At 64.2% G+C, this 22,493-nt stretch carries 23 protein-coding genes; 19 read left to right on the forward strand and 4 right to left on the reverse strand.

What is annotated here, in order from left to right; all coding sequences use genetic code 11:
• Positions 1-201: 201 nt before the first annotated feature.
• From Q8K99_11995 to Q8K99_12045, 11 genes are all read left to right on the forward strand, one after another.
• A complete protein-coding gene (locus Q8K99_11995) occupies positions 202-1,413 on the forward strand; it encodes an IS256 family transposase (protein ID MDP2183276.1) in 1,212 nt (403 codons plus the stop codon).
• A 62-nt stretch (positions 1,414-1,475) separates the two neighbouring features.
• Positions 1,476-2,201, forward strand: a complete 726-nt coding sequence (gene pyrF, locus Q8K99_12000; GenBank protein ID MDP2183277.1) for an orotidine-5'-phosphate decarboxylase — start codon at positions 1,476-1,478, stop codon at positions 2,199-2,201.
• A 4-nt stretch (positions 2,202-2,205) separates the two neighbouring features.
• Positions 2,206-2,787 (forward strand): orotate phosphoribosyltransferase, encoded by a 582-nt coding sequence (gene pyrE / locus Q8K99_12005; protein MDP2183278.1) that lies wholly within the window; start codon positions 2,206-2,208, stop codon positions 2,785-2,787.
• 126 nt (positions 2,788-2,913) lie between these two features.
• A complete protein-coding gene (gene mihF, locus Q8K99_12010; GenBank protein MDP2183279.1) occupies positions 2,914-3,222 on the forward strand; it encodes an integration host factor, actinobacterial type in 309 nt (102 codons plus the stop codon).
• Between the two features lie 37 nt (positions 3,223-3,259).
• On the forward strand, positions 3,260-3,859 hold the full coding sequence (gene gmk / locus Q8K99_12015) for a guanylate kinase (protein ID MDP2183280.1): 600 nt from the start codon (positions 3,260-3,262) through the stop codon (positions 3,857-3,859).
• A gap of 6 nt (positions 3,860-3,865) precedes the next feature.
• A complete protein-coding gene (rpoZ, locus tag Q8K99_12020) occupies positions 3,866-4,114 on the forward strand; it encodes a DNA-directed RNA polymerase subunit omega (protein ID MDP2183281.1) in 249 nt (82 codons plus the stop codon).
• An 11-nt stretch (positions 4,115-4,125) separates the two neighbouring features.
• On the forward strand, positions 4,126-5,352 hold the full coding sequence (gene thiI, locus Q8K99_12025) for a tRNA uracil 4-sulfurtransferase ThiI (protein MDP2183282.1): 1,227 nt from the start codon (positions 4,126-4,128) through the stop codon (positions 5,350-5,352).
• Between the two features lie 5 nt (positions 5,353-5,357).
• Positions 5,358-6,467: a DUF3524 domain-containing protein gene (locus tag Q8K99_12030; GenBank protein MDP2183283.1), complete on the forward strand. Its 1,110-nt coding sequence runs from the start codon at positions 5,358-5,360 to the stop codon at positions 6,465-6,467.
• A 72-nt stretch (positions 6,468-6,539) separates the two neighbouring features.
• Complete coding sequence (locus tag Q8K99_12035; protein MDP2183284.1) at positions 6,540-6,839, forward strand: PLD nuclease N-terminal domain-containing protein; 300 nt, start codon at positions 6,540-6,542, stop codon at positions 6,837-6,839.
• Positions 6,836-7,783 (forward strand): ABC transporter ATP-binding protein, encoded by a 948-nt coding sequence (locus tag Q8K99_12040; protein MDP2183285.1) that lies wholly within the window; start codon positions 6,836-6,838, stop codon positions 7,781-7,783. The genes Q8K99_12035 and Q8K99_12040 overlap by 4 nt, the downstream gene beginning before the upstream one ends.
• Positions 7,780-8,541: an ABC transporter permease subunit gene (locus Q8K99_12045; protein ID MDP2183286.1), complete on the forward strand. Its 762-nt coding sequence runs from the start codon at positions 7,780-7,782 to the stop codon at positions 8,539-8,541. The genes Q8K99_12040 and Q8K99_12045 overlap by 4 nt, the downstream gene beginning before the upstream one ends.
• A 26-nt stretch (positions 8,542-8,567) precedes the next feature.
• Here the strand turns inward: Q8K99_12045 and Q8K99_12050 are convergent, their stop codons facing one another.
• Positions 8,568-9,104: a ferritin gene (locus Q8K99_12050; protein MDP2183287.1), complete on the reverse strand. Its 537-nt coding sequence runs from the start codon at positions 9,102-9,104 to the stop codon at positions 8,568-8,570.
• A 38-nt stretch (positions 9,105-9,142) separates the two neighbouring features.
• Positions 9,143-9,658, reverse strand: coding sequence for a DJ-1/PfpI family protein (locus Q8K99_12055; protein MDP2183288.1), 516 nt, complete (start codon positions 9,656-9,658; stop codon positions 9,143-9,145).
• Positions 9,659-9,834: 176 nt separating this feature from the next.
• On the opposite strand from Q8K99_12055, the gene Q8K99_12060 reads away from it, so the two are divergent.
• From Q8K99_12060 to Q8K99_12070, 3 genes are all read left to right on the forward strand, one after another.
• Positions 9,835-10,845, forward strand: coding sequence for a 4Fe-4S binding protein (locus tag Q8K99_12060; protein ID MDP2183289.1), 1,011 nt, complete (start codon positions 9,835-9,837; stop codon positions 10,843-10,845).
• Positions 10,846-10,959: 114 nt separating this feature from the next.
• Complete coding sequence (locus Q8K99_12065) at positions 10,960-12,177, forward strand: pyridoxal phosphate-dependent aminotransferase family protein (GenBank protein MDP2183290.1); 1,218 nt, start codon at positions 10,960-10,962, stop codon at positions 12,175-12,177.
• A gap of 117 nt (positions 12,178-12,294) precedes the next feature.
• Complete coding sequence (locus Q8K99_12070) at positions 12,295-14,451, forward strand: diguanylate cyclase (GenBank protein ID MDP2183291.1); 2,157 nt, start codon at positions 12,295-12,297, stop codon at positions 14,449-14,451.
• Here Q8K99_12070 and Q8K99_12075 read toward each other — a convergent pair.
• Together Q8K99_12075 and Q8K99_12080 are read right to left on the reverse strand one after the other, a co-directional pair.
• Positions 14,425-15,309, reverse strand: a complete 885-nt coding sequence (locus tag Q8K99_12075) for a thiamine pyrophosphate-dependent enzyme (GenBank protein ID MDP2183292.1) — start codon at positions 15,307-15,309, stop codon at positions 14,425-14,427. The genes Q8K99_12070 and Q8K99_12075 overlap by 27 nt on opposite strands.
• Positions 15,309-17,060 (reverse strand): 2-oxoacid:acceptor oxidoreductase subunit alpha, encoded by a 1,752-nt coding sequence (locus tag Q8K99_12080; protein MDP2183293.1) that lies wholly within the window; start codon positions 17,058-17,060, stop codon positions 15,309-15,311. The genes Q8K99_12075 and Q8K99_12080 overlap by 1 nt, the downstream gene beginning before the upstream one ends.
• A gap of 109 nt (positions 17,061-17,169) precedes the next feature.
• Between Q8K99_12080 and coaBC the strand changes: the two genes are divergently transcribed.
• From coaBC to Q8K99_12105, 5 genes are all read left to right on the forward strand, one after another.
• Positions 17,170-18,420 (forward strand): bifunctional phosphopantothenoylcysteine decarboxylase/phosphopantothenate--cysteine ligase CoaBC, encoded by a 1,251-nt coding sequence (gene coaBC, locus Q8K99_12085; GenBank protein MDP2183294.1) that lies wholly within the window; start codon positions 17,170-17,172, stop codon positions 18,418-18,420.
• Positions 18,421-18,422: 2 nt separating this feature from the next.
• A complete protein-coding gene (locus Q8K99_12090; protein MDP2183295.1) occupies positions 18,423-18,773 on the forward strand; it encodes a DUF190 domain-containing protein in 351 nt (116 codons plus the stop codon).
• A gap of 777 nt (positions 18,774-19,550) precedes the next feature.
• Complete coding sequence (locus tag Q8K99_12095) at positions 19,551-20,546, forward strand: ABC transporter substrate-binding protein (protein MDP2183296.1); 996 nt, start codon at positions 19,551-19,553, stop codon at positions 20,544-20,546.
• Positions 20,543-21,679: an iron ABC transporter permease gene (locus tag Q8K99_12100; GenBank protein MDP2183297.1), complete on the forward strand. Its 1,137-nt coding sequence runs from the start codon at positions 20,543-20,545 to the stop codon at positions 21,677-21,679. The genes Q8K99_12095 and Q8K99_12100 overlap by 4 nt, the downstream gene beginning before the upstream one ends.
• Positions 21,680-21,681: 2 nt before the next feature.
• Entirely contained in the window at positions 21,682-22,482 is an 801-nt protein-coding gene (locus tag Q8K99_12105; GenBank protein MDP2183298.1) for an ABC transporter ATP-binding protein, read from the forward strand.
• The last annotated feature ends 11 nt before the right edge of the window (positions 22,483-22,493 follow it).

Raw genomic sequence — 22,493 nt, forward strand, 5'->3', positions numbered from 1 at the left:
CCTGGTTCGCGATGCAGCGGTCATCTACGACGTCCACGGCGGAGATCGCACCGTCATCTGGTCCGGTCCCAAGCGGGAAGAGAGGTCGCGTCCCACCATGTGGTGTAACTAGGTCGCCCGCTTGAACGGCAGGCGGCCACCGTGTGATTCTTCGAAGCGACCAAGCATTCGGAGAAGGGACACACGATGGCCGACAACAGCATGGAACTGACCGACTTCCTTCGCAAGGCGGTGGGCGGTGGGAATGCCGATTTCCTACGTGAGGGAGTGCGGGTGCTCTCCCAGGCGCTCATGGAGCTCGAGGTATCGGAGCAGATCGGGGCCGGCAGGCACGAACGGTCAGCGGATCGCGTCACGCATCGCAACGGGTACCGGGAGCGGACCTGGGACACCGCGGCCGGCGCGATCGAACTCAAGATCCCGAAGGTACGGGAGGGCAGCTACATGCCCTCGCTGATCGAACCGAGGCGCCGGATCGACCGCGCGATGCTTTCGGTGATCCAGGAGGCATGGATTCACGGCGTCTCGACCCGCAAGGTCGACGACATCGTCACCGCCCTGGGCATGACCGGGGTGTCGAAGTCGAGCGTGAGCCGCATCTGCGTCGAACTCGACGAGGTGGTGGCCGACTTCCTCTCACGACCGCTGATGTGCCCCTACCCCTACCTGTGGCTCGACGCCACCTACCTGAAGTGCCGCGACGGCTCACGGGTCGGTTCGGTGGCTGCGGTGGTCGCGATCGGCGTGACTGCGGCCGGTGAGCGTGAGGTGCTCGGTCTCGACATCGGATCGAGTGAGGACGGGGCATTCTGGACCGAGTTCCTGCGTGGCCTCGTCACGCGCGGACTGACCGGGGTCGAGCTCGTGATCTCGGATGCCCACGTGGGGCTCAAGGCCGCGATCCCCGTCGTACTCTCCGGAGCGAGCTGGCAGAGATGCCGCGTCCACTTCATGCGAAACGCGCTCGTCCACGTTCCCAAGGGCGAGCAGCACATGGTGGCAGCGGCGATACGCACGATCTTCGCAGCACCCGACATCGAAGAGGCCCGGACCCAACTCAGATTCATCGCAGACGGACTCGCGAAGAGGTACCCGAAGGTGTGCGGCCTGCTCCTCGACGCCGAAGACGACGTGATCGCCCACATGGCGTTCCCGCGAGAGCACTGGACCAAGATCGCCTCCACCAACTCGCTCGAACGCGTGAACAAGGAGATCAAGCGAAGGACCGACGTCGTGGGTATCTTCCCCAACCGGGCCTCCGCGCTCAGGCTCACCGGTTGCGTGCTACTCGAGCAGCATGACGAGTGGGCGGTGGGCAGGCGCTACATCGGCATGGAATCCATGACGAGGATCGGGAATCCGGTGAGCGAGACGGAGGTGGTGCTGCAGGCGTTGCTGGCACCGGTGAAGTAGACTTCAGGAACAGAGAGTCACGCGGGAGTTACACCACTCCGCGGGACGCGACCGGAAGAGGGATGGGACTAGTTGTGGTTGCAGGCGGACTCAGAGAGAAGATCATCGTCGCGCTTGACACCGACGCACACACGGCGCTCGGGCTTGCGCGCTCGCTGCAGGGCCGTGCCGATTGGCTCAAGGTCGGCATGACGCTCTTCTACGCCGAAGGACCGGGCATAGTCGCGCGCCTGCGGGACATGGGTTTCCGCATCTTCCTCGACCTCAAGCTCCACGATATCCCGCACCAGGTCGAGGGCGCGGCCCGGGAGATTGCGAAGCTGGGGTGCTCGATGATGACGGTGCACGCTTCAGGTGGGGTCGAGATGATGCGCGCGGCCATGCAAGGGGCCTACGCGGGCTCACGCGAGTGCGGCATCGACACACCGGGCATCGTCGCGGTCACTGTGCTGACGAGTATGGACGAGCGATCCCTTGGGCAGACGGGCGTGTCCAAGCCGGTGGCAGAACAAGTCCATGGTCTGGCCGGTCTGGCGCGGGAGAGCGGCGTGCAGGGCATCGTATGTTCGCCGCACGAAGCTCGCGCCATGCGGGAGCTACTGGGACCAGAGGCGCTCGTGGTGACCCCCGGTGTGCGGCCCTCCTGGGCGTCCGCCGACGACCAGGCACGCATCGCCACTCCGGGGGAGGCTATTGCGGCCGGGGCCTCACACGTAGTGATCGGTCGACCGATCACCGGGGCCGAGGAGCCGGGCAGCGCAATGGAACGCATCGCCGAGGAGGCGTGAACGCATGACGATGAGCCGAGAGCAACTGCTCGAATCTCTGAGCGCCGCCGGGGCTTTGCTGTCGGGACACTTCGTTCTTACGAGCGGTCGGCACTCCGCCACGTACGTTCAGTGCGCGCGAATACTTGAGGACCCGGCGCTTACCACGCGTCTTGCCGAGGACATAGCCGAGCGATTTCGCGACGACGCGATCGACCTGGTAGCGGCTCCGGCGGTTGGCGGAATCGTAATCGGGTTCGCGGTAGCGCAGGCGCTGGGGGTCAAGTTCATCTTCAGTGAACGTGAGCAGGGCGAGATGCGATTCCGGCGAGCCTTCCAGGTTCCGGAGAATGCGCGCGTTCTTATCGTAGAAGACGTGGTCACAACAGGTGGTTCGGTCGCCGAGGTCATCGAACTGGTGCGCGCTGCCAACGGTATTGCCGTTGGGGTCGCCTCAATCATCGACCGCGGTGGGGAGAAGCGCTTCTCGACTGAGTTCAGACCTCTACTTAGACTTGAGGTTGAGTCCTGGGAGGCGAATTCGTGTGGCCTGTGTGCCTCCGGAGTCGACATCACATCGCCCGGAAGTCGGCGGACCGGCCAATAGAGCTTGGCATCGCCGCAGGTCAGGCGTAACATCATGACGTCCAGCTGGTTGTCATAGACGCGCGAATGTGTCTACAATCGTGTGGCGTGGAGTCAAGCTCCGCCTATGCGAGGACGAGGAGGAACCATGGCACTTCCGAACCTTTCCGATGCCGATCGCCAGGCTGCCCTTAAGAAGGCTGCCGAGGCCCGCCAGAAGCGTGCAGAGCTTCGGGCCAAGATCAAAGCTGGCCAGACGAGCTTCGCCCAGGTCATGGCAAGGAGCGACGATCCCATCGTCGCGCGCATGAAGGTTTCGACGTTGCTCGAGAGCCTTCCCGGTTTTGGCAAGGCCAAGGCCGCCAAGATCATGGAAGAGCTTGAGATCTCCGACAGCCGTCGCGTTCAGGGTCTTGGCGCCCGCCAGCGCGAGCACTTGATGGCGCGGTTGGGATAAGCGATCTTCGACTTGTGCACGTGAGAATTCGATCGGGATGCTGCGCCCGGTGACGCGCGCAGGCCATCTCTACATCGTGTCCGGCCCTTCGGGGGCTGGCAAGGGGACCCTGGTTGAGGCGGTTCGTCACAGGGTCCCCGACATTTGGGTGTCTGTGTCTGCGACGACGCGTCCACCCCGCCCCGGAGAGCGTGAGGGCGTCGAGTACTTCTTCCTGAGTTCCGAGGAATTCTCCCGTCTTGTCGACAGGGGCGGTTTCCTTGAATGGGCCGAGGTACACGGCAATCGCTACGGAACGCTTCGTGAGCCGGTGGACCGCGCTGTCGTCGAGGGCAGACCGGTCGTGCTAGAGATAGATCCTCAGGGAGCGATGCAGGTCAAGCGGGCCGTGCCGGAGTCTTCGCTGGTGTTCGTCAAGGCACCTTCCTTCGACGAGTTGAAGCGGCGCCTCGTGGGGCGGGGCAGCGAGACATCCGAGCAGGTGGAGACGCGCCTGAAGACCGCCGAGGGCGAGATGGCGTTTGCGGGTACGTATGATTTTGTGGTAATCAATGATGACGTTTCCCGTGCAACCGACGAGCTTGCCGCGATTGTCAGCGGCGAGGTCAGGCGCGAAACCCCTGAGAAAGAGGACTGAATCCGCATGGTCATCAAGCCTGAGATAGACCTGCTGCTAGCCACGGTCGATTCGAAGTACACGCTTTGCATCGTCTCGGCGCGCCGCGCACGTCAGATCAACGACATGGTGCATCGCGCCAGGGACAAGGCCGTGCTCATGCTTGCGCCGTCCCAGATCGCGTCGCTCACGAAGACCAAGCCGCTGACGCTTGCCCTCGAAGAGATCGCCAATGGCGACGTGTCATACGACCGGGTCCAGGACAGCGTCAAGTAGGCGCGCGCGCCATGTTCGAGCGCGCCGCCCTCATCCACTACCACGAGATCGGGCTCAAAGGCCGGAACCGATCGGCTTTCGAGCGCCGTCTGCAGACAAACATCCAGGCGCTCATCGGCGAGTTGACTTCGGCGTCGGCCGAGTGCGTGTCCAGCAGGCTCCTCGTTCGTGCCACCGATGTGTCGAAACTCGACGCGCTGTGCGAAGCCATCGCCGCGGTTCCGGGCGTTGCGTACGTAGCTCCGGTCTACATCACCTCGCGGGAGATGCACGATCTGAAGAGTGCGGCGCTGCTCGCGATCCGTGCCGTCAGCGGGTGGGAGTCGTTCGCCATCGATGCCCGCCGCTCGAACACAGACTTCCCGGTGTCGAGCATGGAACTCAACCGGATCCTCGGCCAGCATGTCGTCGACGAGACCGGCGCGCGAGTCGATCTCACCAGTCCGGATGTGACCTGCTGGGTGGAGGTCGTTCAGGGCGACGCGTATGTCTTCAGCCGCAAGATCCCCGGAGTGGGCGGGTTGCCGGTTGGCACGGCCGGCAAGGTCGTGGCGCTTCTGTCCGCCGGCATAGACTCGCCGGTGGCGGCGTGGAGGATGATGAAACGCGGGGCGGTCGTGGTCGGCGTGCACTTCTCCGGCCGCCCGCAAACGAACGACCTTTCGGAACGCTTCGTGACCGAGATCGCCGGGGCACTTCAGCGCTACGGGGGGCTCGGGCGGGTCTACTACGTGCCCTTCGGCGACCTGCAGAAGGAGATCTCGCTTGCCGCGCCTCCGGACCTGCGCGTGCTCCTCTACCGGCGTCTCATGATCCGCGTGGCCGAGGAGATCGCCGCCTTCGAGAACGCGAAGGCACTGGTCACAGGGGAGTCCCTTGGCCAGGTCGCCTCGCAGACGCTGGAGAACATCACCGCTGTGGACGAGGTCGCGACGCTTCCGGTGTTGCGCCCGCTCATCGGCAACGACAAGCTGGAGATCATCGCCGGGGCCCGTGCGATCGGCACCTACGCGCTCTCCACACAAAGTCATGAGGACTGTTGCACGCTCTTCATGCCGCGCATGCCTGCGACTCACGCCACCGTCGCCGAGGTGCTCGCCGGCGAGGCCGATCTCGACATACCCCGGATGACGGCCGACGCCGTCGCTTCGCTGACCTTCCGTGATTTCCCGTGCCCCGCCTATCGTTCGCCGCGGCGGTTGCCGCCCGGTGTCGGACCGGACAGTCGGGACCGGTGAACCGCATGCGCATACTCGCTCTCGAGCCGTACTACGGCGGCTCACACCGGGCGGTGCTCGACGGGCTCGTCGCGCGCACCTGCGCCGAGTGGACGCTGCTCACGTTGCCCGCGCGCAAGTGGAAGTGGAGGATGCGCGGGTCGGCGATCACCATGGCCGAGGAGATACGACGGCGCTCAGCGGCAGGTGAAGGATGGGACGTCGTGTTCGCATCGACGTTCGTGAACCTCGCCGAGCTGTACGGTCTGGCCGGCAAGGCGCTTGCGGGCGTGCCGTCGATCGTGTACTTCCACGAGAACCAGCTCGTCTACCCGAACCGGCACACCGCCGAGTGGGACTTCCAGTTCCCGCTGACCAACATCACGAGCGCGCTCGCTGCCGACCTGTGCGTGTTCAACACCGGGTTCACCCGGCGGACGTTTCTCGACGAGATCACGCCCTTCCTGAAGCAGTTCCCGGACCATCACCCGGAGGGCGTTGCGGAGCGCATCGCTGCCAAGTCCGAGGTCATCGCGCCGCCGTTCGATCCGGCACCGTTCGACAGCGTGCTTGGCTCTGAGGGTGTCGCGGCTGCTGTTCGCGGCCAGCGCCCACGCATCGTGTGGCCACACCGTTGGGAGCACGACAAGGACCCCGACACCTTCTTCCGCGCGGTGACTCGCCTTGCCGCGGAGGGGCTCGACTTCGAGGTCGCCGTCGCGGGGCAACCGTTCCGCGAGACCGCCGAGGAGGTCCGCGCCGCAGCCGATGCGCTCGGTGACCGCCTGGTGCATGTGGGCGAGCCAGCCGGGCGAGAGGTGTATGCCGGGCTGCTGGCGGGAAGCGACATCGCGGTCTCTACCGCCGACAACGAGTTCTTCGGCCTCGCGATGATCGAGGCGTGCTACGCGGGGTGTGCGCCGGTAGTGCCGGACCGTCTCGCGTACGTGGAGCTGTATCCGGTCGAATGCAGGTATCGTGACGAGAATGGCCTCGTGGCCCTCTTGCGGTCACATATCACCCATAGGCCTGCGCCGGGGCAGGGGAGGGCGCTGGCCGAGGAGTACACGTTCTTGCGACTTGTCGGCGAGTACGAGCGCACGTTCGCGGAGGTTGCCGTTCGCGGTCGCCGCTGATCTGCGGCTCCGTAGGTCGCTAGGTATCGCGCGGGCATGAGGCTCGCGCGCCACGGAGGAGGAGACGTCACCATGCAAGAACTCCTGAACCTGCCCACACCTGCGCTCGTTGCGATCGTGGTGCTCGGCACAGCGCAGATCGCGCTCGAACTCTACGCCGTGATCGACATCGTTCGCAGGCCGGCGGACCAGATCGCGGGCACGAAGGTCATGTGGATACTGATCGTGGTGTTCGTGAACCTCATCGGCGCGATCGTCTATCTGCTCGTCGGACGCAAGCCCGCGACCGTCACGCAGTCCGAGGCTGCAGTGGCGCAGGGCGACGCGGCGCGCACTGCCGTCGACACCCTCTACGGGGGTGACGACCGGTGACGCCCGCCGCTCCCGCAACTGCTTCTACTGCCATCGAAGTCCGTGGACTCACGAAGGTCTACAAGGAAGCCCGCGCACTCGATGGGGTCGATATCACCGTGTCAGAGGGCTCCGTGTTCGGGTTCCTCGGTCCGAACGGGGCAGGCAAGACGACGACGCTGCGGATCGCGACCGGTCTTGCCCACGCCACCGCAGGTGAAGTGCGGGTCTTCGGGCTCGACACGACCGCCGGCGAGACGCGCTCACAGATCGGCTTCCTGCCCGACGTTCCCGGCTTCTACCCATGGATGACGGCCAACGAGTTCCTGCGATTTGCCGGCGGGCTATTCGGCATCAGCGGAAAGACGCTCGATGCGCGCGTCGCTTCACTGCTCGACCTCGCAGGACTCGCCGATGTGAAGACGCGCGTCGGCGGCTACTCTCGTGGCATGAAGCAGCGCCTCGGCGTCGCTCAGGCACTGATCAACGCACCACGGCTGCTCTTGCTCGACGAACCTACGAGCGCACTCGACCCACTTGGGCGCAAAGAGGTGCTCGACATGATCGCTTCGCTGCGCGGGCGCACGACGGTGTTCTTCTCGACCCACATCCTGGCCGACGTGGAGCGCGTGTGCGACACGGTAGCGATTCTCGATCGGGGACGGGTCGTGACCCAGGCTCCCATCGACGAGCTCAAGGCGCGCTATGGAGCGCACAGACTCATCGTGGAAGTGGACCGCGATTCGGATTCGTTCGCCAAGGAGCTTCTCGACCTTGAGTACGTGAGCGCGGTTTCTCCAGGCAGCGATGGGGGTCTCTCGGTGACACTTACCGATCTTCCCCGCGCCCAGCGGGAGGTCCCGGCACTCGTGGTCGAGCGCGGGCTGGCGCTCAAGCGGTTCGAGAGTGGTGAGGTCGGCCTCGAAGAAGTCTTCGTCGATCTCGTGGGGGGCGATCACCGATGAAGGGCTTCCTCAGGTTCCTTGGCAAGGAGTTCACCGAGATCGTGCGCACGTGGCGGGTGTGGGTCGTGCCGGGCATGTTGCTGTTCATGGCGGTGTCGAGCCCGATCCTGGCCAAGCTCACGCCGGCGCTTCTCGAATCGGTCGCCTCGGGCCAACAGGGCATCAAGATCACGATCCCCGATCCGACCTATCTGGACGCCTACGCGCAGTGGCTCAAGAACCTCCAGCAGATGATCGCCATCGCGCTGCTCATCACGACCGGCGGAATGATCGCGGGCGAGCGGGCAAGCGGAACGGCGATCCTCGTGCTGACGAAGCCGGTGTCGCGCGCCGCATTCGTTGTGGCGAAGTTCCTGTCCCAGACCGCGCTTCTGGTGGTGGCGACCGTGATCGGCGCGGCGGTGTGTTGGGGCGCCACGTATGCGACCTTCGGCGAGGCGCCGCCCAAGCTGCTTGTGAGCATGACGGCCGTTTGGCTCGCGTTCGCGGTGCTGCTTGTGGCTCTCATGACGCTGCTGTCGGCGGGGCTCAAGTCGATCGCCGCAGGCGGCGTGGGTATCGGCGGCTTCTTCGTGATCTCCGTGCTGTCGCTCTGGGGTCCGGCGCTCGACTATTCGCCCGCAGGGCTGTCGGTGGCGCCGAACGCTCTGCTCGCAGGTACACCTGTCGAGCTGGCGTGGCCGCTCGCGACCACCGCCGTGGCGGTAGTCGCGCTAGTCGTGGCGGGCGTTCTCGTGTTCAAGACCAAGGAGCTGTAGGTGGCTCTCGCAAGACGACCGGCGGCTCAGCACCCGGCGACCTTCTTGGCGAGGTTGTCGAGGTCGATGTGGTCGACTTCGATGTCGCTAACGGCGGCGAAGACCTCCCGCACGCGGTCGTTCGTCGCTCTGCTCCCGGCTTCGGCGTAGAAGCGCGAGGCCCTCTGCTCGCGGGCGAGCGACTCGTCGATGTTGGTGCACCAATCGTCCGGCGCGACATCGGGCTCCATGAGGTCGGCGGGCTTTGCGAGCTTCGCGAGCTTGCAGAAGACCGAACAGTGCTCGGCCTCGATCTTGGCGAGCCTCTTGTACGCCGAGGAGAGCTTCATGTTGTCGCGATGCGCTGCCATGGCGAGGTAGAAGCGTGTGTTGGCGCGCTCGAGTTCGATGGCCTGCATGATGTCGTTGCGCTCGACCGCGGTCAGGTCGACCTCGTTGATGTCTTCGGGGTACTCAAACGTGTCGATGATGAGGTGTGCGTGCGCCCCGCAGAACGGGCAGTGGCTCGGCGGCTCCGAGCCGAGGTAGGTCTCGCCACAGATACGGCAGCGGTACATCTTCATGCGGTTCCTCCTTGGACGTGGTGTTCGAGGTGCACCACTCAGGCAGGCAGGCCGAGTGTGTCGCCTATTGCTTCGCCGAAGGCGGTGGCGGCCTCCGGTCCGGCTGCTGTGATGATGAGTCCATCGATCTCGACCGGCGCCCCCGTGTACGCGGCCCCGTGTGCGACGAGATCGTCCTCCTGCGACGGGAACGACGTGACCCGTTTCCCGCCAAGGAGCCCGGCGTGCGCCAGTGTCGAGGGAGCGATGCAGATCGCCGCGACCGGCTTTCCGGACTCGTGCACGGCGAGGGCGAGTGAGTGTGCGTCAGGGTCGTCGAAGAAGACCTTCGACCCCGCACCGCCGATGAAGGCTATCGCGTCGGTCGTTGCGGGCGAGACTTCCCGAAGCGCTTCGTCCGCCCGTGCGAGAAGCCCGAAACGGCCGCGGCAGGGTCCCGGTGCGACACTCGCGGTGATGACCGTCGCTCCCCGGCGCTCGAGTACCTCCTTGGGCTCAGCGTATTCCTCGTCGCGGAACTGGTCGGGCGCGATCACAAGCACTACCGTCTTCACGTGCGCTCCTCCGGTTCAACGCGCGGTCCTGCCGCCTGAGGCGACGTCAAGGAATATACCCGACAGTGCGACTGCCGATGCGGGGAGCGGCACCCGTGCTACGATGTCGCGCGGCACGAGCGCCGCGGTCCCGGCGTCGGAGCCGTTTGCGTCTGGACCGACCGGAAAGGTGCTCTATGTCCGAGATCGTTCGCATGGTGCGTGATCGCATCACCTCGAGGATGCTCGTGCGCACGGTGTTCCTTGGCTTCTTCGTGTTTTCGAGCGTGCAACTCTGGCGCTTCGAGCTGTGGGCGAGGGGAGAGGGCACCTACGTCTCCCGCCCGGAATCGGTCGCGGGCATTCTCCCGGTCGGGCACTTCACGAGCTTCTTCGCGTGGCTGAAGGGCGGCGGCTGGGACGGTCTCTTGCCCGCCGGCCTCGTCATCATCATTGGGGCGCTCGCGGTGTCGCTGCTCTTCAAGCGCGGTTTCTGCGGCTGGATATGCCCTCTCGGCACCGTTTGGGAGGGCGCGGCCCTCCTTGGCAGGAAGCTTCTCGGAGGGCACCGCATCCGCCTTCCGCGCTGGCTCGATCTGACTGGCCGAGGAGTGCGCTACACGATCGCCGCCGCCGCATTCGCCTTCCTGGCGCTGGTCCCACTCGCCGAGGCGGTCGAGTTCCGGCAGCTGCCGTACATGTGGGTTGCCGATCTCAAGATCTTGCACGGGTTTGCCCGGCCGGCGTTCCTGCTCGTGTTCTTGCTGGCGTTCGTGGTGTCTATGCTTCTCGGGCCGGTGTGGTGCCGCTGGTTGTGCCCTCTCGGGGGCCTATACAGCCTTGTCGGGCTAGCATCGCCGTGCAACGTGCGCCGCGATGAATTGACGTGCATTCACTGCTCGAAGTGCACCGACGTGTGTCATGCCTTCGTCGATGTCGAGAGTGCGCACACCGTACGAGCACCGGAGTGCGACGGGTGTATGGACTGCGTGAGGGAGTGTCCGGTAGACGGGTGTCTGAGCGCGTCGGCGTTCGGCCGCGTAGAAATCGCTCCGTGGGCGTGGCCCGTTCTCGTGGTCGGTGCATGGCTGGCGATCTACTTCGTGGCCCGGGCTACGGGCAACTGGCACTCGACGATACCCGATGAACTGCTGCGCCAGGTCATCAACTCCGGGCTGCTGGAGCAGCGCACGCCGGGTGGCTTCTAGAATCGATTGGGAACCAGCGTTCCGACCTCTTCTGGTATGATGTGTACAAGTTTGTGTACATCAGTCTCAGGCGGGTGGATGTCGGTTCGCCCGTCCCTTTCGAGAGGTGATCCGATGACCGAGGCCGCCACCATTCTGCGCGACGGGATAGACAGCAGGGTCGGCGCCTTCATCGAGCGACGCAACGCCCTCAAGAATGCCGACAGGTACTTCTATCTCCAGCCTACGGTCGGGCCCACTAACCATCGCGTGACGATGGCCGACGGCCGCGAGATGGTTCAGCTCGCCTCGTACAGCTACCTGGGTCTCATCGGCCATCCCCGTATCGACGAGGCGGCCAAGGCCGCTATCGACGAGTACGGTACCGGTGCAGGTGGAGTCCGGCTGCTCACCGGTACGACAGACCTGCACGAGCGTCTCGAGGCGCGCATTGCGGCGTTCGCCCACCGTGAGGACTCGGCCGTCTACTCGAGCGGCTACGTCACCAACCTCGCGATCATCAGCGGACTTATGGGCCCGGGCGACCTCGTGCTCATGGACAAGCTCGATCACGCATCGATAGTCGACGGCTGCCTGTTGTGTGGCGCCAAGTGGAAGACCTACCGCCACAACGACATGGATCATCTCGCGAAACTGCTCGCGGAAGCTGCCGGAAACTACAACACCGTTCTCGTGGTGGGTGATTCCGTCTTCTCGATGGACGGCGACATCATGGATTTGCCAAGGACGCGCGAGCTGTGCGACGAGTACGGTGCCCGGCTCATGGTGGACGAGGCGCACTCTGTTGGTTCGCTCGGCGCCACAGGGCACGGCATCGAGGAACACTTCGACATGGTCGGCTCCATCGACCTGAAGATGGGCACGTTGTCCAAGTCCATCCCGTCAGTCGGCGGCTACCTGGCCGGGTCGCACGAGATCGTCGACTACCTGCGCCACATGTCACGCCCGTTCATCTTCTCCGCTGCCTTGCCGCCCGCCCAGACGGCAGCCGCTATCGAGGCGTTCGACGTGATCGAGGAGGAGCTCTGGCGGGTAGCGCGCCTCCACGAAGTGCAGCATGCGTACACGCAGGGCCTGAAGGCTCAGGGGTGGGACACGATGTTCGCCTCGACGTGCGTGGTGCCGGTTCTTGTGGGCGACGAGAGCAAGACGATGGATCTAACGCGGATGCTCTTCGACCGCGGTATCTTTGTGTGTCCGATTGTTCATCCGGCTGTGCCGCGCGGTACGGACCGCCTGCGCACGTGCCTCATGGCGACGCACACCGACGAGGACATCGCGGCTGCGCTCGACGCCTTCGCCGAGGCAGGCGCGGCTCTCGGGTTGATCTGACCGGCAATGCCACCCTGTGTGTCGGGGGAGTTCGAAAGCCCTGGTCAGAACCGCACCTATGGGTGATTTGCGGTTCACGAACGCGTATACTGGTCATGCCGTAACAAGGAGACCCGCATGCGCCTCGGCGTGACCGACCTGGCAAGACGCTATGCACACCCCAAGGCCGTGGCTGCGATGCTCACGACGCCGCTGTTCGTAGTCGCGTACGCATTGAGCCCCCGGCATCTGCCGGTCCATTCGGCTGCAGTCATCGCCCAGCAGGTGCTCTATCTCTCACCGTTCGTACTCGCCGCCGTGGGATGCGCGTTGGTGCTCAGAAGGACCTCCGGTGTCGAACGTCGCGTCTGGTCCCTCCTTGCGGCGTGCGTGACGTTTCTGCTTGTGGCCGAGTTGAACTGGAGCATCCAGGTTACATCCGTGGGTGGAGTAGAAGACCCTACCGGTCCGGTCGCACTGGTCTTGGCGCTAGTTCCCGCGATTCTCTTCGGCATGCTCCTGTTCTCGCTGAGCAGGCTCAAGGACTCCTCTCTTGCGACACGGATGCGTTTCCTATGCGATCTGCTCATTGCGGTCGTGGTGGCTACGGTTGTCGGCTATGCGTATGTGATCGGTCCCTACCTGCAACACATGGGCGTGACATCGCAGCATGTCATTGGCGGTGTCACGCTCAATACCGTGATCGGGGTCGGGGTACTGACGGGCACCGTCTCCCTGATGCTCGGGCTTCGCAAAGGCGCGTGGCGCCTCTGGGAGCGGTTGGTCGTCGGCGGAATCGGAATCTACTCGGTCGGCCTGCTTCTGTGGCCGTTGTACTACGTGTCGACGTTCGTGCAACCCAGCGCCGCAGGCCGCATCTCCGAGTCGCTTTGGGTGCTGGGGATGGCATGGATCTTCATCGGTTCGGTCGCTCGGCTCGAGGCCGATGGACTCACGGAAGCCTTGCGCAGCCTGCCACCGTTCCAATTCAGGAGCCGATGGATACCGCTTCTGTTCCACGGTACCGCGACACTGGCCATCCCGGTGATAGCGTTCACCGCATTCCAGTCGGGTCAAAGGACCGACGCTCTCGTAGCGTTCGTCGGGGCAGGCGTCCTTGCAGTATTGCTCGTGAAACGGAACTTCTGGGTGGCGGTTGAGGGCGGACACCTCTTCGAGCGCGCGGTCATCGATCCGCAAACCGGGCTTGTCAACAAGCGGCACTTCTCAGAATGTTTCGACAGGGAAGTCGACATGGCGGTTCGGTGCGGTGACCCGGTCAGCCTCATCGTGATGGACGTGGACGACCTGCACGCGGTGAATGCGCTGGGGGGTCATGCGGCGGGAGATAGGTTGCTGGGGGCGATCGCCCGATGCATCGAACGTCGTGCCTTGGCCGAACACCTTGTAGCGCGCAGCAGCGGGGACGAGTTCTCGGTCCTTCTTCCGCGAACCGAGCATGCGGAGGCGGCGGTGCTGGGCGAACGTATTCGCTCGGCCATCTCGGTGGAGTGCGACTGCACCGTGTCAGTCGGCGTCGGGACGTTCCCGCAGGACGGTCTGTCCGCCCACGAACTCGCGGTCAACGTCCGTGCGGCTGCCGACTGGGCCAAGCGGCACGGCAAGGACCGTCTCGTCGTATTCAGTTCCAAGCGCGATGAGCTGAAGGGTTCGGGTACTCGCGGCGAGCATCCTACCGCCTCGCACATCTCGGTCGTGCGCGTGCTCGCGATGGCAGTGGACGCCCGCGACAGGTCGATGCGATACCATTCCCGGTCCGTCGCGGACCTCGCGTGGGCGCTGTCGGAGGATCTCGGCCTGGCCGAGGATCGGCGCGAGCTCATCCGCATGACCGCTCTCATGCACGACGTCGGCAAGATCGGCGTGCCCGACGCCATCCTCCAGAAGACGGGGCCGTTGAACTCCGAGGAGTGGGCGCTGATTCGCGAGCACCCTCTTCTTGGCGAGCAGATCATCTTCGCTGCCGGGCTCGGGTCCGCCGCACGTTGGATACGCTTCCACCACGAGCGTTGGGACGGTGGAGGCTACCCCGACGGCCTTTCCGCAGCCCAGATACCCGTTGAGTCGCGCATTCTCGCGATCTGCGACTCCTTCGATGCGATGACATCTGACAGGCCGTATCGGAAGGGTCTCTCGATCCCGGCGGCCCTTCAGGAGATCGATCTCAGCATAGGCACGCAGTTCGATCCCGACATCGCGGAGATCTTCATCCAGATGACTTCGAGGCGTTTCCCTGTCGGGGGAGGCCTACCGGAAGCTCTCCATAAGGTCTGAGACGTCTCTCGGACCCAGCGCGTGCTTCCAGAGCGGCTCACCGTAGGCCGGGACCCCATCCTCATACGTCGCGGTCCCTGACTCGCTGTAGAAGACGCCTATGGGCACCCGGCACTCGTCCGGGGTGCACGTCAGATCGTGGAAGGACGACATCGAGAGATCGAATGCCGCCGCCCGGTCCGACGTGTCGTGTCCCGCCTCGTCGAGCTTGTAGACGCGCTCGCGGAACCACGAGAACGTGTTGTACTTGTTCCAGGTCACGCAGGGTTGGAAGACGTCGACGACGGCGAATCCGCGATGCTGGATCGCCTGGCGGTAGAGGTCTGCGAGGTGAGGGATGTCTCCAGCGAAGCCGCGGGCGACGAACGTCGCGCCCTCGGACAGGGCGAGTCCGATCGGGTTCGCCGGCACTTCGAGGACACCCTTGGGCGTAGAAACGCTCGGCATGAGATGGTCGGAGGTCGGGGAAGCCTGGCCGGTGGTGAGCCCGTAGATCTGGTTGTTGTGTGCGATGTAGGTCATGTCGAGATTCCGCCGCAGCGCGTGTACGAAGTGCCCCATCCCCAGGCCGTATCCGTCCCCGTCTCCCGCTTCGATGAGAATCTTGAGGTCCGGCCTCGCAAGCCGCAGTGCCGTGGCCACAGGGAGCGTCCGTCCGTGCAGCGCGTGGAAGCCGTGCGCGCGCAGGAAGTCGGCACCGTTGCCGTGGCACCCGATTCCCCAGATGACCGAGTACTCGTGCGGTTCCAGGTCCAGGGCCGAGAGCGCACGCTTGAGCGCCTCCCACATCCCGAAGTTGCCGCATCCGGGGCACCAGGTCGGCTTGATCGGGGTGACGTACTCCTTGGCCTCAGGCATCAGCCGAGCACCTCCTTGGCGAAGTCGTAGATCTCCTCGGGCGAGAAGGGCCGTCCGTCATAGCGGTTGTACGCATCGTCGACGTCGCGCAGACAGCGTTCGCGGATGAGCGATTGCAGCTGCCCCGTCGCGTTGCCCTCGACCACCGCGGTCCGTTTCGCCGCGCCAAGGAAGGCCGCAACCTCATCGGCGGGGAAGGGCCACACGGTCACGACCTGCATCATGTTCACGGTGATGCCCTCGGCAGCGAGCCACGACATCGCTTCGCGGACGGGCATCTTGGTCGTTCCGAAGAGCACGATGGAAAGATCGGCGCCCCCCGGCCCGTAGTACTGCGGCGCAGGAACGATCTCGCGGGCAAGTTCGTACTTGCGCATGCGCTTGTCATTCTGCGCGTTGCGCATCTCGGCTGACTCGGCCGCCCAGCCGTGCTCGTCGTGCTCGTAGGAGTTCACAATCTGCTCGGCGCCCGGTACGCCGGGGAGCACCCTCGGCGAGACACCGTTTCGCGTGATCGCGTAGCGCTCGTAGTCCTGCACTTCGCCATCGACCTGCAGGTCGCCCCGGTCCACGGTGACCCGCGAGAGGTCGAAGGGCGCAACCGACTGCCGGTGGTCGGACAGGTACGAATCGCCAAGGATGATCACCGGTGTCTGGAGCCGGTCGGCGAGGTTGAACGCCTGCCAGGTCAGGTGGAACGCCTCATCGCGGTCGCCGGGAGCGAGCACCACGCGGGGGAACTCGCCCTGGGACGCGTGGATCGCGAAACGCAGGTCGGACTGCTCGGTCCAGGTGGGAAGCCCCGTGGCCGGACCCGGGCGCGTGAAGAGCCCCACCACGACCGCGGATTCGCTTATCCCCGCGAGTCCTAGCGCCTCGACCATGAGCGAGAAGCCGCCACCCGACGTCGCGCACATCGCGCGAGCGCCTCCAAAGGCCGCACCGACGACCATGTTCATCGCAGCAAGCTCGTCTTCAGTGTGCTTCACCACCACGCCGCGATCCTCGCCGTAGCGAGCCATGAAGTGCAGCAGGCTTGACGCTGGTGTCATCGGATACGCGCAGTACATGCCGATGCCGGCAGCAAGCGCGCCGAGCCCGACGGCCTCGTTGCCGTCGATGAGGATGCGCGCGGGTCGCCCTTCGAGCGGTGCCATGTCGATCGGGAAGGCGCACCCGTGCTCCTCGGCGAACCGGTAGCCAGCAGCGGCACACGCACGGTTCTGCTGCGCGATCTCGGGCGCCTTGTGAGCGAACTGCTCGTCGATGGAGTCGGACAGGTAGGACAAAGGAAACCCGATGTGGCCAAGGACCGCGCCGAGGGCGGCGGTGTTGCGCATGATCTTCTGCCCACCGGCCTCCGATACGATCTCGGCTAGCGGCACGGGGATGGCGCATACGCCGTCGCTTGGCCCGACGACGTCGGCGATGTCGAAGTCCGCGGGGTCGTAGATGACCGCCGCGCCCTCCGATAGCTCGCCCGCGTGCAGCTCCACCGTGTCGCGGTCGAGCGCGACGAGGATGTCCGTCGGGAGCACATGGGAATGGATCGGCTGGTCGCTCACGCGCACGTGGTAGGTGTTGTGACCACCTTTGATGAGCGACGGGTATTCGGTCAGGTCGAAGGTATCGTAGCCGGCTCGCACGAATAGCCTGGCCAAGGACTGCCCTGCAGCCTTGATGCCGAAACCGGCAGGGCCGCCGATACGGATTCGGACCTCCGTGGAACCGTACGGGTAGTCAGGCGCCATGCGCCGAACCTCCTTCGGGCGTGGGTGCGGGTCGATTGACGCGCGCGGGCTTCGCTATCCATTCTTCCCGTTTGGCGGCATCAGGGCGCGCCCGTGCGATAATCCCTGAATGGCAACAGAGAATGGACAAGACTCCTCCGGGACCAAACGGACCGTGCTGGTCGGCGTCACGGGCTGCATCGCGGCGTACAAGTCGTGTGAGCTTGTGCGCGAGCTGGTGCGATCAGACGCGCGTGTGAAGGTCGTGATGACAGAGGCTGCGACCAACTTCGTTGGCCCACTGACCATGCGCGCTCTCACAAACGAGCCCGTGGCCGCATCGCTTTGGGACGATCCGGGTTCCGCCCCGGTCCACCACATCTCGCTCGCGCAGGAGGCGGATGTGTTCGTCATCGCTCCCTGCACGGCGAACGTCATAGCCAAGATCGCGCACGGACGCGCGGACGACATACTGACGACCACCGCGCTGGCCACAGAAGCCACTCTCGTCATAGCCCCGGCCATGAATACGCACATGTGGCGTGCCGAGGCGACACAGGCCAACATCGAGACGTTGCGCGCTCGTGGTGCGGTGATCGTGGGACCGGACTCGGGCGATCTGGCCTGCGGAGATGTGGGCGAGGGGCGTCTTGCGCCGACCGCCGAGATCGCCGAAGTCGTGCGCGCCGAACTCTTGCGCACCGAAGATCTCGAGGGCGCGAGCGTTCTCGTCACCGCGGGTCCGACCTTCGAGCCGATCGACGGGGTCCGGTTCCTCGGCAATCGGTCGAGCGGCAAGACCGGCTATGCTATCGCCGAGGAGGCAGCCCGCCGAGGAGCGAAGGTCACGCTCGTGTCGGGGCCGACCGTCCTTCCGGACCCGTTCGGCGTCACTACATTTCGCGTCACCACCGCGCTGGAGATGCGGGATGCGGTGAGCTCGGCGTACTCCGGCGTCGACATCGTGATCGCCACGGCTGCGGTGTCCGATTTCCGAGCCGAAGCACCGGCGGCCGGCAAGCTCAAGAAGGGCGCTGTCCCCGGCGAGGTCCGCCTGGTGCCGAACCCTGACATTCTCGCGGAGCTTGGGGCGGACAAGGGCAACCGGGTGCTCGTCGGGTTCGCTGCCGAGACCGAGGACGTCCTTGGCTATGCACGAACCAAGCTGGCCGAGAAGAACCTCGACATGATCGTCGCCAACGACGTGTCCGCGCCCGGACTCGGATTCGGAAGCGACGTCAACCGGGTCACGATCGTAGATCACGAACATGCCGAGGAACTGCCTGTCCTTGGCAAGAGAGCGATTGCCCGCGAACTGCTCGACAGGGTGGCTGCTGTGTATGGCCGTCGCGGGCGACCGGGTGGAGAGGAGCGAACGTGAACATGCAGGGACCTGTGAAGAGACTATCCGTCTACATCGGCGAGGCGGACACCTACGATGGCAAGCCTCTACACGAGATGCTCGTTGAGCAAGCGCGCGTCGCCGGAGTTGCGGGTGCAACGGTGCTTCGCGGCGTAGCGGGATTCGGGGCAACCAGTCGCGAACATGCACGTCACGGCATGCGCATGTCGGTGGACCTGCCGCTGGTTGTGACGGTGATCGACGTTGCAGACCGGATCACCGCGCTGGCGGAGGTGTACTCCGAGATGATCGGGGACGGACTCATCACGCTGGAGGATGTGGACGTGCTCGTGTACCGGGGCGGCATCACCGGGGGGCCGGGTTGCGGCTGAGCCGGGGTAGCTCGCTGTCCCGGGTCGGCGTGTCGTGTCAGGGGTCCAGAAGCCTCTTGAGCCGGGCGGTTCGGAGCCGTAGCATACTGTCTCGTCGCCGGAAGGCGGGCATCGGGCTGTGGCGCAGTTTGGTAGCGCACTTGACTGGGGGTTAACAGTCGTCCAGACGGGAACGCCCTGGTAGATGAGGAAAGCGACTCATCTGCCAGGACTGTCATGTGGCTGATTCCGAGATGTTTGCCGAGCAGTCTTGACGACCAGTGCGTCACGCCCAGACGCTCGGGTGGGGGCGAGAGCGTGACCGCCAGGATGTCCTGACGGGTGGATGCGGGCAGTCGCGGGGGCACTGCACCACCCGTGCCGGAAAGGGCTTCGCTCGAACGCGTCGCCACAGCACCTCGGCATCGTGCTCCGGCACCGTGAGGACACTCGTGTGAGTCCACGGCCCCTTGCCCCAGACCACACGAAACCCGTCAAGATACTCCGGTCACACAACACTGGTCCTCGGTTGCCGTGCGTCGTCGAGTAACACGCATTGACAACACGTGCTACCGAGACTAGTATTGCCGAGGGCGTGGCACGAGTGGTCAATTCGTAGCACGCTGTGTCAGGGCGGAGGCGCTTCGGGCTCGCTCGCTGGTGCTGGATGCTTGTACACGCCGACCGTTGCAGCGGGGAGTTCCCCTGATGAGTAGCAGGAGATGGGTGCAGGTCGCCTCGGAATGGGTTCGGTCCAGACAAGGTCGATCATGTTACCAGGGGCTGGAGCCTCGCCGCGTGTGTGGAGGCATGTGGCTGCTGCTGGCCATCACAGTGAGTGTGAGTGCACTGGGTGGGTGTACACCCGATCGCTTTCAAGGGGTCGTAGACGACGCAGGCAGAAGGGTTGAGATACCGAGTGCTCCACAGCGAATCATTGCGTTGGACTCATCATCCATCGAGATACTGTTTGGGCTGGGTCTGGGTGACAGGGTCGTGGGCCGCCCGGAGCACCTCGAGTTCCCGCCCGAGGCTCTCAAGGTTGCCGACGTCGGCGACATCAACAACCCCGACATCGAGAAGATGGTCGGGCTCAAACCCGATTTCGTCATGATCACAAGCTCAGAGGGCTTCCGGGACTGGGTTCCTCAGGCGGAAGAATCCGGTCTGAAAGTCCTGACCTTCGACTACCCGTCCGATCTTCATGAGGTCTTCGAGCATATCAAGCAAGTCGGGAAGATGGTCGGCTCGGGTGACGCTGCTGTTACGCTCGCGAGCGATCTTCAGCACCAAGCCGATGTGGTTGCGAGTCGCGTTGAGGGCCTGTCCGAAGGCGAGAAGCCGCGAGTTCTTGTCATCACCTACTTCGGAGCCAAGCTCGGTACGTACGGCGACAGATCTCGCGAAGGAGATCTCGTGAGGCTGACCGGCGGACGAAAAGTGCTCGCCGACAGACTACCCGCCTCCGAGGGGAAGTCCGCCTATTTCGGTTACGTCAGTCCTGAAGCGGTGGTCGAACAGAACCCGCAGGTCGTTGTCGTCCTGTATTCGAAGCAGGGCGAAGACGACAAGAAAGCGGCTACCGCGGCAATCGAGCAAGTCGTGAGCACGGCGGGCTGGGGGGAGCTGGACGCAGTCAAGAATCGGCACATCTATGCGATCGACCAGCAGCTAACGTGGGCCAATCCTCGAATCGTGCAGGGACTCGAGGCATTCTCGAGCGTCATACAGAAGACCGACAGGGTAAGGACGACGAACCACAATGAGCAAACGTCGGGGAGCCCAAGACCGTGAGTAGGACCGGTTCGCGAGGCACCGACACTGGGTGCTCCTCACAATCCACCGAGGCGGAGGTCATCCGCACGGCCGAGCCGCGAACCAGATCCGCGACCGTGCGCTGGCTTGGGGCTGTTGCCATCATCGCGATACCAGCGGTCATGATTCCGGCCATCATGGTCGGCCCGATGAAGATCCAAGTTGCGACAGTCGTCAATATCCTGCTCGGCCACATGCCATTCGTGAAGTCGTTGGTCACGCCTTCTTGGAATGCCGAGCAGGTGATCGTGGTCATGAGTTTGAGACTGCCGAGGGTACTGCTGGCCTTCCTGGTGGGCGGGAGTCTTGCCGTGGTTGGAGCCGCGATGCAGGGCCTGTTTCGGAACCCGCTGGCTGAGCCGTACACGCTCGGAGTATCTGCTGGAGCCCTTTGCGGCGTTGCACTCGCGATGGTGATGGGTGTCGGGGTGGGGCTCTTCGGCTACTTCGCGGTACAGGGGATGGCCTTCCTTGGCGCCATGGGGGCGATTCTGCTTGTCTACTCCATTGCGAGAACCGGCAGGAGAGTCCGTTCAGAGACCTTGCTTCTCGCGGGTATCGCTATCGGTTTCTTGCTGCAGGCGGTCGTCTCCTTTCTCAAGTATGTGGCCCCTGCCGAGGTCACTAAGGACCTTGTTGTCTGGATCATGGGTTCGTTCTCGGCAGCGGGGTGGACGGATCTCAAGATCATGGCATTGCCGGCCATTCTCGGGGCGGGGGGAGTCATGTTGTTCTCCAAGGAGCTGAACGCTTTGTACTTCGGTGAGGAGACTGCGGCTCACCTCGGGATTGATGTTCAAGTGATCAAGTTGGTGATTATGGTCCTGAGCGCCATCGTGACTGCGGCAACTGTTGCGGTCAGCGGAATCATCGGTTTCGTCGGTTTGCTCGTACCCCACCTGCTCAGAATGCTTGTCGGGGTTGACCACAGGGTCTTGCTCCCGGCGTGCGTCTTGGCGGGCGGTCTGTATCTCGTAGCCATAGACGCGGTGATTCGGGTAATCACGTATCCCGTCGAGATGCCGATCGGCATCATCACTTCGCTAGTGGGAGTCCCCTACTTCATTTACCTGCTGAGAAAGAAAAAGACCTTCAGCTGGTGGGGTGAGTAGTGATGCTTGAAGCACAGGGCGTCGAAATCGGCTACGAATCGCGACCCGTCATACACAACGCGTCCTTCAAGCTGCATGAAGGCGAAGTCAGCGGGGTGATCGGACCCAACGGAACTGGGAAGACGACACTGCTCAAAGCGCTCAGCGCCGTTCTTCGCATCTCTGTCGGAAAGGTGGTTTGCGGGGCCGGGACCGAGCGTCGCGACTTGCACAGCATGACCAGAAAGGAAGTGGCCAGGCTCGTCGGCGTGGTGCCACAGCTTGCTGAGTATGGGGGTGCCTTCAAGGTCTTCGATGTCGTGCTCATGGGTCGCTATCCGCATCTCGATGGCTTCTTCTCCTTCGAAACGCCGGAAGATGTGAGGATCTGCGAGGCGTCCATGGAGCTCGTGGGCGTCGGCCACCTTCGCGAACGTTCCATGGGAGAGCTCAGTGGTGGCGAAAGGCAGCTGGTGGCTCTTTCGAGAGCGCTGGCTCAAGAAACGAAGATCCTCCTGCTTGACGAACCGACGGCTCATCTCGACCCGAAGTACCAGATGAGGGTGTTGGCTCTCTTGCGGGAGCTGACCCGGGACAGGCAGCTTACCTCTGTTGTTGTCCTTCACGACCTGAACTTGGCAGTCCGCTTCTGCGACCGGCTGCTTCTCTTGAATCGAGGATCGGTTCATGCCATCGGCACCACGTCAGAAGTCCTGACCCCCGAGAACATCGCCGATGTCTTCGAGGTCGATGCGGAAGTGACTGAGAGCGCAGACGGGTATCCGCACGTTCTGGTCAAAGGGGTCACGGACCAGCAGGTCTAGTAGTGGGTTTG

The organism is Actinomycetota bacterium (assembly GCA_030682655.1).
GTDB lineage: Bacteria > Actinomycetota > Coriobacteriia > Anaerosomatales > JAUXNU01 > JAUXNU01.

Excerpts from the sequence above, each read along its gene's own strand:
- Q8K99_11995 (MDP2183276.1), top strand. The coding sequence starts at position 202 with ATGGAACTGACCGACTTCCTTCGCAAGGCGGTGGGCGGTGGGAATGCC.
- pyrF (MDP2183277.1), top strand. The coding sequence starts at position 1,476 with ATGGGACTAGTTGTGGTTGCAGGCGGACTCAGAGAGAAGATCATCGTC.
- pyrE (MDP2183278.1), top strand. The coding sequence starts at position 2,206 with ATGACGATGAGCCGAGAGCAACTGCTCGAATCTCTGAGCGCCGCCGGG.
- mihF (MDP2183279.1), top strand. The coding sequence starts at position 2,914 with ATGGCACTTCCGAACCTTTCCGATGCCGATCGCCAGGCTGCCCTTAAG.
- gmk (MDP2183280.1), top strand. The coding sequence starts at position 3,260 with ATGCTGCGCCCGGTGACGCGCGCAGGCCATCTCTACATCGTGTCCGGC.
- rpoZ (MDP2183281.1), top strand. The coding sequence starts at position 3,866 with ATGGTCATCAAGCCTGAGATAGACCTGCTGCTAGCCACGGTCGATTCG.
- thiI (MDP2183282.1), top strand. The coding sequence starts at position 4,126 with ATGTTCGAGCGCGCCGCCCTCATCCACTACCACGAGATCGGGCTCAAA.
- Q8K99_12030 (MDP2183283.1), top strand. The coding sequence starts at position 5,358 with ATGCGCATACTCGCTCTCGAGCCGTACTACGGCGGCTCACACCGGGCG.
- Q8K99_12035 (MDP2183284.1), top strand. The coding sequence starts at position 6,540 with ATGCAAGAACTCCTGAACCTGCCCACACCTGCGCTCGTTGCGATCGTG.
- Q8K99_12045 (MDP2183286.1), top strand. The coding sequence starts at position 7,780 with ATGAAGGGCTTCCTCAGGTTCCTTGGCAAGGAGTTCACCGAGATCGTG.
- Q8K99_12050 (MDP2183287.1), bottom strand. The coding sequence starts at position 9,104 with ATGAAGATGTACCGCTGCCGTATCTGTGGCGAGACCTACCTCGGCTCG.
- Q8K99_12060 (MDP2183289.1), top strand. The coding sequence starts at position 9,835 with ATGTCCGAGATCGTTCGCATGGTGCGTGATCGCATCACCTCGAGGATG.
- Q8K99_12065 (MDP2183290.1), top strand. The coding sequence starts at position 10,960 with ATGACCGAGGCCGCCACCATTCTGCGCGACGGGATAGACAGCAGGGTC.
- Q8K99_12070 (MDP2183291.1), top strand. The coding sequence starts at position 12,295 with ATGCGCCTCGGCGTGACCGACCTGGCAAGACGCTATGCACACCCCAAG.
- Q8K99_12075 (MDP2183292.1), bottom strand. The coding sequence starts at position 15,309 with ATGCCTGAGGCCAAGGAGTACGTCACCCCGATCAAGCCGACCTGGTGC.
- Q8K99_12080 (MDP2183293.1), bottom strand. The coding sequence starts at position 17,060 with ATGGCGCCTGACTACCCGTACGGTTCCACGGAGGTCCGAATCCGTATC.
- coaBC (MDP2183294.1), top strand. The coding sequence starts at position 17,170 with ATGGCAACAGAGAATGGACAAGACTCCTCCGGGACCAAACGGACCGTG.
- Q8K99_12090 (MDP2183295.1), top strand. The coding sequence starts at position 18,423 with ATGCAGGGACCTGTGAAGAGACTATCCGTCTACATCGGCGAGGCGGAC.
- Q8K99_12105 (MDP2183298.1), top strand. The coding sequence starts at position 21,682 with ATGCTTGAAGCACAGGGCGTCGAAATCGGCTACGAATCGCGACCCGTC.